This is a genomic window from Micromonospora sp. NPDC005553 (assembly GCF_042871765.1).
Taxonomy (GTDB): domain Bacteria; phylum Actinomycetota; class Actinomycetes; order Mycobacteriales; family Micromonosporaceae; genus Micromonospora.
In genome coordinates this window covers 617,755-632,767 of the sequence record NZ_JBIAJD010000005.1, presented here as the reverse complement: position 1 = coordinate 632,767, position 15,013 = coordinate 617,755, and the positions used below count along the sequence as shown (strand labels likewise).

At 68.5% G+C, this 15,013-nt stretch carries 11 protein-coding genes; 8 read left to right on the top strand and 3 right to left on the bottom strand.

Annotated features, from left to right (window positions below):
- Positions 1-130: 130 nt before the first annotated feature.
- The 8 genes from ACFYPG_RS23760 to ACFYPG_RS23725 all read left to right on the top strand — a co-directional run bounded on the left by ACFYPG_RS23760 (position 131) and on the right by ACFYPG_RS23725 (position 9,768).
- Positions 131-2,164, top strand: coding sequence for a DUF2264 domain-containing protein (locus ACFYPG_RS23760; protein ID WP_387353904.1), 2,034 nt, complete (start codon positions 131-133; stop codon positions 2,162-2,164).
- Positions 2,165-2,174: 10 nt separating this feature from the next.
- The gene (locus tag ACFYPG_RS23755; protein ID WP_355008472.1) at positions 2,175-3,479 is read left to right on the top strand and encodes an extracellular solute-binding protein; all 1,305 of its coding nucleotides are present in this window, start codon (positions 2,175-2,177) and stop codon (positions 3,477-3,479) included.
- A 74-nt stretch (positions 3,480-3,553) separates the two neighbouring features.
- Entirely contained in the window at positions 3,554-4,459 is a 906-nt protein-coding gene (locus tag ACFYPG_RS23750) for a sugar ABC transporter permease (protein ID WP_355008473.1), read from the top strand.
- Positions 4,459-5,355, top strand: coding sequence for a carbohydrate ABC transporter permease (locus ACFYPG_RS23745; RefSeq protein ID WP_387353903.1), 897 nt, complete (start codon positions 4,459-4,461; stop codon positions 5,353-5,355). Before ACFYPG_RS23750 ends, ACFYPG_RS23745 begins: the two co-directional genes overlap by 1 nt.
- A gap of 5 nt (positions 5,356-5,360) precedes the next feature.
- Positions 5,361-6,038: a hypothetical protein gene (locus tag ACFYPG_RS23740; RefSeq protein ID WP_387353902.1), complete on the top strand. Its 678-nt coding sequence runs from the start codon at positions 5,361-5,363 to the stop codon at positions 6,036-6,038.
- An 84-nt stretch (positions 6,039-6,122) separates the two neighbouring features.
- Entirely contained in the window at positions 6,123-7,307 is a 1,185-nt protein-coding gene (locus ACFYPG_RS23735) for a glycoside hydrolase family 88 protein (RefSeq protein WP_355008476.1), read from the top strand.
- Positions 7,308-7,350: 43 nt separating this feature from the next.
- Positions 7,351-8,175, top strand: coding sequence for a 5-deoxy-glucuronate isomerase (gene iolB, locus ACFYPG_RS23730; protein ID WP_387353901.1), 825 nt, complete (start codon positions 7,351-7,353; stop codon positions 8,173-8,175).
- 75 nt (positions 8,176-8,250) lie between these two features.
- On the top strand, positions 8,251-9,768 hold the full coding sequence (locus ACFYPG_RS23725) for an RICIN domain-containing protein (RefSeq protein ID WP_387353900.1): 1,518 nt from the start codon (positions 8,251-8,253) through the stop codon (positions 9,766-9,768).
- Positions 9,769-10,084: 316 nt separating this feature from the next.
- On the opposite strand, the gene ACFYPG_RS23720 is transcribed toward ACFYPG_RS23725, so the two are convergent.
- The 3 genes from ACFYPG_RS23720 to ACFYPG_RS23710 form a co-directional block, all read right to left on the bottom strand.
- Positions 10,085-11,185 carry a hypothetical protein gene (locus tag ACFYPG_RS23720; protein WP_387353899.1) on the bottom strand — a complete coding sequence of 367 codons (1,101 nt, stop codon included), beginning with the start codon at positions 11,183-11,185 and terminating at the stop codon, positions 10,085-10,087.
- A 676-nt stretch (positions 11,186-11,861) separates the two neighbouring features.
- Entirely contained in the window at positions 11,862-13,526 is a 1,665-nt protein-coding gene (locus ACFYPG_RS23715) for a hypothetical protein (protein WP_387353898.1), read from the bottom strand.
- A gap of 300 nt (positions 13,527-13,826) precedes the next feature.
- The gene (locus ACFYPG_RS23710) at positions 13,827-14,942 is read right to left on the bottom strand and encodes an MFS transporter (protein ID WP_387353897.1); all 1,116 of its coding nucleotides are present in this window, start codon (positions 14,940-14,942) and stop codon (positions 13,827-13,829) included.
- Positions 14,943-15,013 lie beyond the last annotated feature (71 nt).

Sequence of the window (15,013 nt, the reverse complement as noted above, 5' to 3'; positions counted from 1 at the left end):
GGACAGCATTGACTTGCTCTGTTGTGAGCGTTTTACTTCGGAAACCCGGCGGATGTCTGTACGTCACATTCATGGGCAACGCCCCGCTCGCCACATTCCACGGAGACGGCTCGATGCGACAGGACCTCGGATGACGTTCGGGACGGCCGGCCGGCTGGCACCGGGGACGAACCCCTGTGCCCCCGCCGCCGCGACCTGGCACCGGGATGACTGGTTGACCCTCGCCGATCGGATGCTCGCCGCCGCCCGGCCGTTCGCGTCGCCCGGGCACGCCCTCGTCACGTTTCCCGGGCCGAAGGGCGGTTACGGACGGGCCGTCGACGGCCTGGAGGGGTTCGCCCGCACCTTCCTGCTGGCCGGCTTCCGCATCGCGGGTGCCCAGGGCGTGGGCGTGGACGAACTTGTTGACAGGTACGCGGCCGGCATCGCCGCTGGCACCGACCCGAGTTCTCCGGACCGCTGGGTGCGCCTGGACGAGCACCCCCAGGCCAAGGTGGAGGCTGCCTCCATCGCGCTGGTCCTGGACCTGACCCGCCCGTGGATCTGGGACCGGTTGCCGTCCGCTGTGCGGGAGCGGGTGGTGGACTATCTGCGCCCGGCGGTCGGCGACGACACGTACCCACGGATCAACTGGGTCTGGTTCCGACTGGTCGTTCAGACGTTCCTGCGTTCGGTGGGCGGGCCGCACTCGCTCGACGAGATGAACGAGGACCTGCGTACGCACGACGGCTTCGTCCGCGGAGACGGCTGGATGTCCGACGGGCCGGACCGCGCCTACGACCACTACGTGGGCTGGGCCCTGCACCTCTACCCGACGCTGTGGGCCAGGATGGCCGGCGCCGCCGACCTCGCCGAGCAGCGCCGCGAGCGGGACCTTGCCGGCCTCGACCGCTTCCTCGCCGACGCGGTCGCGCTCGTGGGCGCTGACGGATCGCCGTTGATCCAGGGGCGAAGCCTGACCTACCGCTTCGCCGCGGCGGCGCCGTTCTGGGTCGGCGCCATCGCCGGCGTGCCCTCGGTCAGCCTCGGCCGGTTGCGCGGCGCGGCCACCCGCATCGTGCGCCACTTCGTCGCCAACGGCGCCCTGGACGAACGGGGCCTGCTCACCGTCGGCTGGCACGGGCCGTGGCCGCGACTCGCGCAGTCGTACTCCGGGCCGGGCTCGCCGTACTGGGCCAGCAAGGGCCTACTCGGCATCGCGCTACCCGCCGACCATCCGGTCTGGACGATCCCCGAGGAGCCCCTGCCGGTGCAGGAGCAGGACACGCTGCGGGCGATACCCGCGCCCGGCTGGCTGGTCTCCGGCACCCGTGCCGACGGCATCGTCCGCGTCGTCAACCACGGCACCGACCACGCCGTCGAGGGTGCCACCGTCTCAGATTCCCCGCTCTACGCCCGACTGGGCTACTCCACAGCCACCACCCCGGTCCTCGACGACGGCGGCTGGGCCAGTCCGCTCGACCAGTCAGTCACTCTCGTCGACGACGCGGGTCGGGCCACCCACCGCGCCGGCATGCGCCTGCTGACCGTCCACGTCGACACCAACGGCGTGGGTGTGGCCGGGTCACGTGCCCTCGCCCACTGGGTCGACCCGGATCCGGGTCAGCGCGATCACGGCGGCGGCCTCCTGGGCCAGTCCCGACCGGCCGGGCACCTCACGGTGTACTCGCTGGTCCGCGGCCCCTGGGAGCTGCGTCTGACCCGCGTTGACGGCCTCGCCGACGGCGTCGAGGCGGTTGCGCTGCGGCTGCGTATCGGCGGCTGGGCCGTTGCCGGAGATGCGACGGCTGACCTCAATGGCGGTGTGGCGGCCGTGACCGGCGCCGGCCTGACCAGCGTGCTGGAGAGCGTGCACGGCGGCGGAACGGCCGGCGCCACCGCCGTCCCGCACGGCGGGCCCCTGGCCGGCGGGCTGGTCGTGCCCTGGCTGGACCACCCTGTCCGGCCGCGCGCATGGGTCGCCACCTTCACCGAGTTGTCCAGGATGCCGATGGCCACGGCCGGGCGGGCATGCCAGGCCGTGGTCGACGAGGACGGCCACGGCCTTCACCTGTCGGTCGACTGGCCCGACGGGATCAGCACGTCGACCCGTCTGGACACGGAGTATGCCGGGCCCACCCGGTGGCCTGGTAGCAGTGCGGGCCCGTCCGGGCCCCTGACCTAAGGAGAAAGGGATGAAGCGTGCGATACCGGCCGTCATCAGCGCTGCGACGGCCCTGACGCTTGTTCTCGCCGGTTGCGGGGGCGGAGACGAGCCAGTCGACCCCAACGCCCCGGTGACCATCACCCTGGCCGGCTGGAGCCTGTCGTCCACGCCGGAGTTCAAGACGCTCGCGGACGGGTTCAAGGCGACCCACCCGAACGTGACGGTGGAGCTCAAGGAGTACGCCCCAGGCAACGACTACGACACCCAGATGATCACGGACCTGGCCGCCGGCACCGCCCCGGACGTCTACGTCATGAAGAACCTCAAGAACTTCTACACGTACCAGAGCGGTGGTCAGCTGCTCGACGTCTCCGACGTCACCTCCGATCTCGGCTCGGTCCCGGCGCTCGCGTCGTACCAGGTGGACGGCAAGGCGTACGCGGTGCCGTACCGGCAGGATTCGTGGGTGTTGTTCTACAACAAGGATCTGTTCGCGAAGGCGAAGGTGGCGCCGCCGGACGGCAGTTGGACCTGGGACGACTACACCGACGCGACGAAGCGACTGCATACCGGACTGAAGGCGGCCGGCTCGAACGCGACAGGCGCGTACCAGCACACCTTCCAGTCGACAGTGCAGGGATTTGCGCTCGCCCAGACCCCCAACGCGGACCTGCTCTCCGGGGACTTCGGCTACCTGAAGCCGTACTACGAGCGGTCACTGGACCTGCAGGCGGCCGGCGCGCAGCCGACCTTCGGCACCGCGAAGACCAACAAACTCACCTACCAGGCGCAGTTCGGCAAGCAGCAGTCGGCGATGCTGCTGATGGGCACCTGGTACGTGGCCACGCTGCTCAACCAGCGAAAGAGCGGTGACGCCGACACGTTCCAGTGGGGAATCGCACCGGCACCGCAGTTCGACAAGTCCACCACCGGCACCTCCGCCACACCTGTCACCTTCGGTGACCCAACCGGGTTGGGGATCAACCCGAAGATCAGCAAGTCCAAGACCGCCGCGGCCAAGGCGTTCCTCCAGTACGCGGCCGGCACGGATGCCGGCAAGGCCCTGGCCGGGATCGGCATCACCCCGGCCCAGATCACCGACGCGGTCACCGCGACGCTGTTCGGGCTGGACGGTGTACCGCAGGACGACCTGTCGAAGTTCGCCTACGCCAAGCACACCGTCAAGCCGGAGAACCCGGTGTCGAAGCACACCGCCGGCCTGCAGAACCTGCTCAACGAGACGCACTCGGCGATCCTCTCCGACAGCAAGGGTGTCGACGGGGAGCTGAGCAAGGCGCAGACCCGCGCCAAGAACGAAGTCCTCAACCAGTGAGCTGATGGCGGGACCGGCGGGCCTGAGCCGCACGCCGGTCCCGCCGCCATGCTGAACGCTTCCGGAGACTCCCTATGGCAACATTGCCGCGTACGACACCCAGGAACCGGCGGCTGGTGTCGCGCAACACGGTCGCCGGGTGGTCGTTCATCCTTCCCAACTTCATCGGCTTCGCCGCGCTCACCCTGCTACCCGTCGTCGTGCTGTTCTACGTGGCCTTCACCAACTGGAACGTCTTCGGGGTGGCCGAGTGGACCGGCACCGCCAACTTCCGGCGAATGTGGGATGACGCGAGCTTCTGGACGGCACTGCGCAACACCGTCTACTACGCCGTCTTCCACATCCCGCTGACCCTCGCGGCAGCACTCGGGCTGGCGCTGCTCCTCAACCGCAAACTGCGCGGCGTACGGTTCTTCCGTACCATCGCCTTCTTCCCCTACATCACCTCGATCGTGGCGATCGCGGTCGTGTGGAACCAGCTCTTCAGTCCGGAGTACGGCCCGATCAACGCTCTCCTCGGTGCCGTCGGGGTGGACGATCCGCCGGGCTGGACCGCGTCGGCGACCTGGTCGATGCCGGCGGTCATCATCGTCGGCACCTGGCGCTACATGGGCTATTACATGCTGCTGTTCCTGGCCGGCCTGCAGACCATCCCGTCCCAGCTCTACGAGGCGGCGGAGACCGACGGCGCCACACCGTGGCAGCGGTTCGTGCACGTGACCCTCCCCGGCTTACGAACCACGACCTTCTTCGTCACGGTGCTGCTCACCATCGAAAGCTTCAAGGTCTTCGACCTGATCCTCGTGATGACCGGCGGCGGACCGGGCCAATCGACACTTGTGCTCTCGCAGTACATCTACCAGAAGGGCTTCGAGGAGAACCAGTTCGGCTACGCCTCGGCGGTCTCCATCGTCCTGTTCGCCATCTGCTTCGGCATCACGGTCATCCAGTTCATGGTCAACAAGCGGAGGAACAGCTGATGACCGCTACCGACCTCGCCACGCCCGTCCCGGCCATCGCCGCGCCCGGCAATCGCAGCGCCCCCCGCCGACCGGTCCGGTCCCGGGGCGGGCGGCTCGTCGGGTACGCCGCTCTCGTGCTCGCGGCGGCCGGGCTGCTGCTGCCGTTCTTCTGGATGGTGGTGGCGTCGTTGAAGACCAACAACGACGTCTTCACCATCCCGATCACCTGGCTGCCCGATCCCGTGGTGTGGCGGAACTACGTCGACATCTGGCAGCGCTCGGACCTGACGACGTGGTTGGGGAACACCCTGCTGCTGTCGGTGATCGTCACCTTCCTACAGGTGTTCACCGGCAGCTTCGCGGCTTACGGCTTCGCCCGCGTCCGCTTCCCCGGCCGCAACCTGCTCTTCCTGGCGTACGTCGGGACGATCGCGGTGCCCTGGCAGTCGTACATGATCCCGCAGTTCATCCTCATGTCGAAGCTGCACCTGTCGAACACGCTGTGGTCGATCGTCGCGATCCAGGCGTTTGGCGCGATCGGCGTGTTCCTGATGAAGCAGTTCTACGAGACGATCCCCGAGGAGCTCAGCGAAGCGGCGCGGGTCGACGGGCTCAGCGAGTACGGCATCTACCGACGGATCATTCTGCCGTTGTCCCGGCCGGCGCTGGCCAGCCTGGCCCTGCTGACGTTCACGACCACCTGGAACGACTACCTCGGCCCACTGATCTACCTGCGCAGCCCGGAGCTGCGCACCGTCCAGTTGGGGCTGAACACCTTCATCTCCCAGTACAACGCCGAGTACGCGCTGATCATGACGGGCTCGGTGCTGTCCGTGCTGCCCGTCGCTGTCATCTTCCTGCTCGGCCAGCGCTACTTCATCGAGGGCGTCGCCTCGACCGGACTGAAGGGTTGATGCCCATGCGTTCGCGCCACCACACCATCACCGCCGTCTTCGACGGGATCCACGTCGCGCTCGTCAGCAACCTCCTGCTGGTGCTCGGTTGCCTGCCCCTGGTGACGCTCGCGTTCACCACCGACACGGCGCGGTCCTGGCCCCTGTACGCGCTGACCGCCCCGCTCTGTGCGCCGGGGCTCTGTGCGGCCTTCGCGGTCATGTCCGCCTACTCGGCCGGCGACACCGGCGGCGTGCTGCGCACCTACGGCCGCGCCTGGCGAGCCACCGCCCGGCCGGCGATGCTCTGGACGGCGGCGGCCATGACTGCCCTGGTGGTGCTCGCCGTCGACGCCCGCGCCGCGTGGGGCCACCGGGTCGGAGCACTCGCCCTGCCGGTGCTGGCGACCCTGATCGTCCTCACCGTCGCGACCGCGCTGCTCGGGTTGGTGACCGTCGCCGAGCGACCCGACGCGCCGCTGCGCGAGGTGGCCCGCACCTGCGTGTATCTGGCGGTACGCCGGTGGTACCTCACCGCCGCGTCGCTGCTCGTGCTCACGCTGCTCGCCCAGCTTCTGGCGGCCCGCCCCGCGATCGCGCTCGGCCTCGCCGCCGCGCCGCTGCTCTATGTCGTGTGGGCCAACAGCCGCTTCACCCTGCGCGCCGTCCTCGACCCGCCGACGGCCGCACCCCGGCCGATCTGACCACCACGTTCCGGCCACCGAGCCGGGGCGCCGATGACACGCCTGCCCGGCACCGGACCGGACCCACGAGGGAGAACAGCATCCATGACGGCGACCGACGTCCGTTCCAGTCCCGACGCAGAGGCCACGGCGGCCGCGGTGGCCGCCGCGATACGTACCGTCGACGCGAACATCGTCGCCTTCGGCGACGGGTACCCCGGGGACACCACCGACGCCAACCGCTACCTGCTCCGGCCACCGAGTGCTGGCCAACCCGAGGGCGCCAACGTCGGCTGGACCACCAGCTTCTGGCCCGGCCAGCTCTGGCTGGCCCACGACCTGACCGGGGACGACCGCCACCTGCGGGCCGCACTGTCGCACGTGGACAGCTTCGCGGATCGGGTGGCCCACGGCATCGACCTGGACACCCACGACCTCGGGTTCCTCTACACGCTCTCCTGCGTCACCCCGGCCCGCCGGACCGGCGACCCGCGGGCCCGGGGCGCGGCTCTCGCCGCCGCCGACCACCTGATGACGCGCGTCCTCGAACCCGCCGGAATCATCCAGGCCTGGGGCGACCTGAACGACCCCCGCCAACGGGGCCGCACCATCATCGACAGCCTGATGAACACGCCGCTGCTCTTCTGGGCCAGCCAGACCACCGGCGACGACCGCTACGCCGCCGCGGCCCGCCGGCACACCGCGCAACTGCGCCAGCACATCCTGCGTCCGGACGGCACCACCTTCCACACCTTCTACTGGGACCCGGACAGCGGGGTGCCACTGCGGGGCGAGACCGAGCAGGGCCACGCGGACCACTCCTGCTGGGCCCGAGGGCAGGCCTGGGGCATCTACGGGTTCAGCCTCAACCACCGGCACATCGGCGATCCCGCGCTGCTCGCCGCCGCGATGACCTGCGCCGACCGTTTCCTCGCCCACCTGCCCGACGACCACGTCGCCTACTGGGACCTGGAGTTCGGCGACGGCAGCGGCCAGGAGCGGGACAGCTCGGCCGCGGCCATCGCCGTCTGCGGCCTGCTCGAACTCGCCGACAACCTCACCGACCCGGCCCGCGCCGGCCGGTACCGGACAGCCGCCACCGAGATCCTGCGTTCGCTCATCGAGCACTACTCCACCGGCGGCCATCCGGTCTCGAACGCGCTGATCCTGCACGGCGTCTACGACAAACCCAAGGACGTCGGCGTCGACGAGGGAACCCTGTGGGGCGACTACTTCTACCTGGAAGCCCTCACCCGCGCCACCATTCCGGGCTGGGTCAGCCCCTGGTGACCCCGCGACCCACCCGCTCCGCCCCACATCCCGAAAGGTGACCATGGACTACCGCTACCACTGCACCATTCCCGCCGCTGACGGCCGGAACACGCTGCCCGTCAATCCCTGCCGGCTGCTCGACTTCAGCCTGCTGCGGCTGTCGGCCGGCGAGTCCTGGACCGGCGAGTCCGGGGACCGGGAGATCCTTGCCGTCATCCTCGGTGGAACGGCCAACTTCACCGTCGCCGGCCGCGACTTCCCGCAGGTCGGCCAACGCCCGGACGTCTTCTCCGGCAAGCCGCACTCCGTCTACCTCCCGGCCGGCTCATCGGTGACCGTCGAAGCCGTCACCGCCGTGGAGATCGCCCTACCGAGCGCGCCCAGTGAGCTGGCCACCGACCCCTATGTCATCGCGCCGGAGCAGGTCGCGGGCGGCCGTTGGGGGGCGGCCAACTTCGGCCGTACCTACCATCAGATCCTCACCGAGATCTCCCAGCCGGAGCTGCCCGCCCGCCGGCTCATCGTCGGCGAGACCTACACGCCCTCGGGTAACTGGAGCACCTACCCGCCACACCGGCACAAGGTCGACGACCTGCCCGCCGAGGCCGCACACGAGGAGATGTACTACTACCGGGTCAGCCCGGCGAACGGTTTCGGCATCAGCCGGGTCTACACCGACGACGGGTACGAAGAGAACGTCACCATCCGTGACCATGTGATGCAGATGATGCCCGAGGGCTACCACACCGTCGTCAGCGCACCCGGCTACACCACCTACTTCCTGTGGTTCCTGGCCGGCACACAACGCACCCAGGGCGCACGCGAGGACGCCGACCTGGCCTGGGTGGGCCAGACCGTACCGACCCTGCGGGGCCTGGGCCTGTAGTGACGTCGATGCGGGACGCCACCTTCCGCGTGACCAGCTGAACCCCGACTGTGACCCACACCGATTGGACATGTCATGACACAGAGGAAGTCGTTCCACGGACACGTATTGCCGAGCACCCGGTTGCGCCGTCTGCTGATCGCGCTGGTGAGCGCGGTGACGGCGATGGTTGGCATCGTCGTCGTCGTGTCGTCGCCGGCCACTGCCGCGACCAGCCAGTTCCGCGGCATGAACTGGGCTGTGTTGGGTGACAACTTCAAGACCGGCCCCCTCGTCGTGCAGGGCCTGAGCGCGTCCGACAGCAATGCGACGGTGCGGGCCAAGGCCAACGCGTTGTACGACGATATGGCGTCGACCATGGGGGTCAATACGGTCCGACTGCCGATCAACACGCACACGGTGGGGACGGCGTGGTGGGAGGCGTATCGGGGTGCCATCGACGCGGCCACCGCCCGTGGTTTCAAGGTCATCCTGGCCTACTGGGAGGACGGTGCCGCCTCGGGTGGCAGGATCACGAACCTGGCCGCGTGGAACGCGATGTGGTCGACCGTGACGAACGCGTACGGCTCGAACAGCAATGTGTACTTCGAGCCGATGAACGAGCCGCACGGCTACAGCTCGGCGGAGTGGCGCGACGTGGCCGCGAACTGGCTGACCTACCACTACTCGGCGGTGCCCGGCCGGGTGTTGATCGGCGGCACCGGTTTCAGTCAGGACCTGCGTGACATCTGCAACGACAGCCGTTTCAACGCGACGCTGCTGTCGTTTCACTATTACGCCTTCTTCTACGGGGCGATGACCTACGACGCGTTCCGCAGCCACATCCAGGCCCGCCTCGGCACCTGCGCCTCCCGCGCGGTGGCGACCGAGTTCGGCGCGCCCATGAACGACGGCCGTAACTACGCCGATGCGGGCAGCAGCGACAACTTCGTGCGCTACATCCGCGCCATGGCCCAGGTCATGCGCGACAACCAGATGGGTGGCACGTACTGGCCTGCCCTGGGTGGTAAGACCGGCACCATCGGCTACGACTGGTACTCGATGTTCGCGTTGAGCGGTAGCGGCACCGACCTCAACCTGACGGTTCGCAACACCTCCGGGGCGGACCGGATCCGGTACGCGTGGGGCGACACCGTCGGCGGCGGCGACCCGACGACGCCTCCGCCGTCGACGGGGACGTTCTACCGGATCGACGTACGGCACAGTGGCAAGGCCATGGACGTCCAGCAGCCGAACACCGCCAACGGCGCTCGCGTCGGCCAGTACACGTACGGCGGTGGTGCGTGGCAGCAGTGGCAGTTCCAGGACGCCGGTAGCGGCTACTGGCGCATCGTCAGCCGGCACAGCGGAAAGTGCCTCGACGTGGTCAACGCGTCGACCGCCGACGGCGCCGAGCTCGTCCAGTACACCTGCGGCACCGGGGCCAACCAGCAGTTCCAGATGCTCACCAACGGCGCCTACTTCCAGCTCCGGGCACGACACAGCAACAAATGCGTCGACGTGCCGGCCGCGGCGACCGCGGACGGAGTGGTCATCAAGCAGTATTCGTGCAACACCGGCACCAACCAGCAGTGGTCCCGCACCGCCGTCTGACGGTCGTCCCGACGTAACGACCGATCAGCAGCGACCTTGCCGAGCCGGACAACGACAGGTTGCATGTCGGCAACCCGTCGTTGTCCGGGCCGCGCGGGGCGGCTCCGTAGCATCGCGACTACGGATCGATGTCCGGTGAGTCGCTGGAGATTGATGCCCCTGCCGCCCGGCCCAGCATGATCAGGCAGCGCTCGAAGCAGATACCCATCAGCGACCAGCCAGCTATCGGCCCACGCCCAGTTTGGAGTGCGGAAACAGCGAAGGAGCTGATTCGCCTGTACAACGTGCCTGGCTGCTTCCGGACCTTTCTGTCCGGCTACCGGCCCTGACCATGGTCACCGCCGCTGCCGCAGTGGGCGCAGCGTTCCCGTGTGCGGTAGTGGTAGGCGGCGGCTGAGACCAGGACGAGGGCGCCCCACAGCAGCAGCGAGACCGCAGGCAGATGGGAGAGCCAGTTCGTTCGTACCGTGGTCCCGGTGTAGTAGACCGGCTCGCCGGCGGCGAACCGGACCAGATCGGGGACGAGCAGGGTGCAGAAGCCGAAAAGAGCGGCGCCGCACACGGTCGCCAACGCCACCGGAAACCAGTGGGGCACCGGCTGACCGGCCAGGCTCATCACCCAGCGCGGCCACACCTGGCTCCACGGCCGGGTGAGCCCGAAACAGAGGACGCCGCCCCCGAGCGCCATGCCGGCCAGGATCAGCTCAAGCAGCATGGTGCCGTTGCCCGGGTTGGCTTCGTTGATCGTGTCGAGGAACTCCTCGGTGGTGCCCACCGGGATGCCGGCTGCCCAACACAGCCGGACGGTCGCGTAGCCGAGCGGCGCGAGGAACGCCGCGATTGAGGCGACCTGGCCGACCACGGCCCATCGTTGGCGCGACCACTCGGCGCCGCCGTCCCGGCCACAGTTCTCGCAGCCGCCACGGGTGGCCCGGCCGTAGGCCAGGGCGGCCGCGGCGAGGGCGTATCCGGTGTACGCGAGCAGCACCAGATGGACGGTCGGCCAGTCCAGCCGTTCCAGGTTGAGCAGATTGAGGCCGGGGATGGCGTCCAGCGCCTGCGTTCCCGGCAGCACCAGCACCAGGAAGGCCGCCGCCAGCCAGCCGACGCCCAGCAGCACCGGACGCACCCACCCGGCGACCCGCCGGCGCATGAGCAGCAGCGCGGCGACCAGCACGACGCAAAACCCCAGCGTCACGCCCTCGACCAGGGCCGGTGGCAGGTCGGCCAGCCAGTGGTCGGGAAAGGTGTTGTCCGGGTTGGCCGGGCGGGCGAAGACGTACGGTCCGCCGGCGAACCAACCGGCCGAGGCGAGGCCGTACGCCGTCAACACGACGGCGGCGACGGTCCCGGACCACCGCGGCCAGCCGGCCCACCAGTGCCGTACCCGTCGAGCGATAGCCGGCATATCAGTCACCGCTTCTCATTCGTCGTCAGATCGAAGGGCCGAACCGAATGTCCGCTTTCCGGAACGCATGCACCTCCCACGGCGATGGGAACCGCCTCCCTCCAGCAGGGGACTGCCGAGCTACCGGCCCTGGGAGATCCCCGCGTGAGGGAGGCAGGGCAAAGCTGCGGAGCGGCTTGTCGTGCGGGTTTGGGCGATCTGCTCCGGGCTCTCGGCAACAGCCGGCACCATAGTGTTGATCGCGCGGACAGTCCGTCTCCGTCACGGCGAGCATGGGCGCCACCGTGCCCGAGCTTCGCCATGCTGCGATCCTGGTTGCTGCGCTCTCGTCGGTTCTTTCGTTGACGTGCGCGACGCCTACCGTCGCCCCCACTGCTATGACAACGGCAGCCGCCAGCGCCACCCCTGTGATGACTGGCGGATCTCTGCCGGCAAACGGATCTGGAGCCGCTGGCGGCCCTTGCGCCGACCGTGCAAAGCCGAGGAAGCCCAGATCTGCTGGCGACAGACGAACGTTTCGTCGCTCGTCGAGGGGCTTGCGCCGGGAAACCGGCCGGCGTGGTGGTCGGGATGGCAGCAGCGGTGTGACCTTGGCCCAGAGTGCGTCCGGGACGATCCAGGGTGGCTGCTCACCCTCCTCACGTTCAGACAGAACGATCCTCGTATCCCGAGGACACGTCCAGCATCACTTCGTGTTGGTGTCGATGGTGTAAACCACGTCTGACCCGACGTCGTGGCGGGTGATGCCGGGTACGTCGGGGATGTTGAGCAGTGGTTCGTATGGGGTGCCTTGGACCCGGTTGCGCAGCAGGACGACGCTGCGGATGCCGAGCTGGTGCAACCGATCCAAGGCCTGCTGGCTGGGGAAGGTCGTCATAACGTCGCGGATCGACTGACGGTTGGGTGTGGTGTAGCTGGCCGCACCGTTGACCACGGCGGGAAAACCGTCGGTCGACCAGAGTAGGACGTGGAGGTCGATGCCGTCGTCGGACGGCAATACCATGATCGGAGCGTGCGCGGAGGCTAGCGCCATCGCGGCCGGTTTGGCTGGGGTTTGGGGGTGCTGCAGGTCAGGCAGGCCCTCAGCTAGCACGAGGACCAGCAACGGAACGGTCAGTAGCCGTGCCTCTTCCACCGACCATTTCGGCTTGGCACCCCTGCGAGCCACCTCGGCTAGTTGGGTAACCAGGCCGGCCGCGAGAATGGCCAGGCAGATAGTGGGCCACAAGATCAACCGTCCTGGTGTACGGGATCCATCGAACCCGGGCACGTAAAGATAGAGCAGACGGTAGATCGGCCCGTTCGTGCCTAGCGCGAACAACACTCCGACGACCGCCCCGAACAGCAGCAGAAGTCGTTGCACCGGTGACCAGCGGGATAGGAACAGGCCGGCGAAGGCCAGTAGATACAGTGCATACCCGCATAGCAGCACTTTCTCAGTGGGTGCGCCACCAAGAGCGATGCGGGCGTCGTTGTGTAGGGTGCCCCAGGGCAGCGAGGACTGCGGAGCCACGAGAAGTCCGCGCAGTGTCGGGGAGAAGAACGCGACGTAGTCCCAGTCCCGGGTGACATGTGGGTTGAGCTCGCGCACGTGTTGGTACGCGTACGCGAAGTATCCGGTCACCGCGGTGAAGACCAACCCGCCGATCAGATCACTGACGATCAGCCGGCGGCTAAGGCGTGGGCGGTGGATCAGCCAGGCTGTCAGTGTGATCAGGCAGAGGGCGGCGAGGACGTATACGAATCCAAGCCCCACGCCGAAGCCAAGGCTGACCTGCCAGGCCGCGACCAGCCAGCCAGCGAACGCCCAGCCCGGTCGGACTCGTTCGGCAAGGTAGCCGCGGGTGAACGAGAGTCCGTGGCCGCGCGCCAGCATCGCCAGGGCCAGCGTGATGCCACCGGTGGAGAGAATATTCAAATGGCCGTCGTGGCCGTAGCGCCAGGGCGCGTAGGCGAGGGCGGCCCCGGCTACCGCGGCGGCGACCTTATTCGCGCCAAGCTGGCGCAGGAGCGCGTAGCCGCCGAGGAAGGCGAGCGCGAAAGCCAGCACGAACAGGATGTTGTAGCGCAGCACGGCACCGACTACACCGCTGCCTATCAGCCCTGCCGGGGCATAGCCGAGCATGCTGTCGTTCAGGGCCAGGCCGTACTTGTCGGGATAGAAGGCGTTGGTATCCCACAGGCCACGCAGACCGCGGGTGAGAGCGTGGCCACCCCATCCCACCAGCCATGCTTGGGCCGTCGGGTCACCCGCGTCACCGACGATGGTGTGGGCCGGGTTGGCGATCGGCACAGTCTTGGCGCCGGAAGTCATCACGCGAACCGCGTACGGCGGAATCAGCCAGATCATCGCGACAGCGAGGAGCACCGAACCGAGGCCCGCGATGCTCAGTTCCCGCCGATGGGCCCCACGTTTCAGCCAATCCCTGGTGCCTGAACTGGCACGCGCGAGTCGGCCATTTTGTCCAAGCTCGCTGAGAGTGACGGCTGATGGTTGGCCTCCTACCGGTGGCTCTACCTGCGTCATCACATTGACCCTCACTGTTGGACCGCCGAAGTAAATCATGAGCAGGGCGGCGCATAGAGTCAAGACCTCGATCAATGCCGACCCAGGTAGCCGGACCTTAGGCTGTTTATCAAAGGCGTCTTGTCACGCAGGAGTCGCGAGCGGTGCAGCAGCGCATCTTGCCGCTGTCGAAACAGGACACACGCCAGGGTTGCTGCAGGCCCTCGCCCGGGTTCCGGACCCACGGGACGCCGGCGGCCGGATCCATCCGCTGCCGGGACTGCTCGCGATCGCGATCGCGGCGGTGGTTCGGGGATCGTGCACTTTTACGGCACCCACTCCGTCGACATCGACGGCCAGCTCGCCCAGCTCGACACCGACGGCTACCGGCCGCTGCGACTGGCCCCCGGCCAGCGACCAGCCGAGAACGGCCTGGAAGTAGGGGAACAGCACGACAAAGATCCCGGCTTGGACGCCGAACAGTGCCAGCAGTGCCAGCGAGCCGCTGGCGAGGCGCCGGTCACGGAACAGGCGCACGTCGAGCAGGGGCGCCGCCCGGCGTAGTTCCCAGGCCACGAACCCGATGGCGGCGACGACGCCGACGAGCAGGCTGGCCACGGTGACGGGCGAGGTCCAGCCGTGGACCGGGCCTTCGTGCAGGACGTAGATGAGCGCGACCACGGCGATCACCGACGTCAGGGACCCGACCATGTCGAAGCTGTGCTGCGACGTCTCGCGGGAATTCGGGACGGCTCGCAGGGCCGTGACGGTGGCCGCGGCCACGAGCACGACCGGTAGCAGGAACAGCCACCGCCAGTTCGCCCAGTCGACGAGGACCGCGGACAGGTACATGCCGAGAATGCCGCCGCCGCCGGCGACGCCGGTCCACACACCCATAACTTTGGAGCGTTCCTCGTCGGGGAACGTCGAGGTGATGACGGCCAGGGTGACCGGCATGATCATGGCGGCGCCGACGCCGGCGAACAGCCGGGCGGCGATCATCATCTCGGATGAGGTGGCCAGGCCCGCCGCCGCGCTGGCGACGCCGAACAGGGCGAGGCCGGCGAGCAGGATCGGTTTGCGGCCCACCCGGTCGCCGAGGGCGCCGAGCGGGAGCAGCAGCGCGGCCAGGCTGAGGGTGTAGATGTTGATCATCCACAGGACGGTGCTCTGCGAGGCGTCGAACGCGACGGCGACCTGCGGCTGGGCGACATTGAGCCCGGAGACCGAGGCGATGACCGCCATCAGAGCGATACACACCGCGATCAGGATCGCGCGACGCTGGCGCGGGTCGCGAATCGTCGCGTCGGGGACGCTCTCGCCTGGCGAAC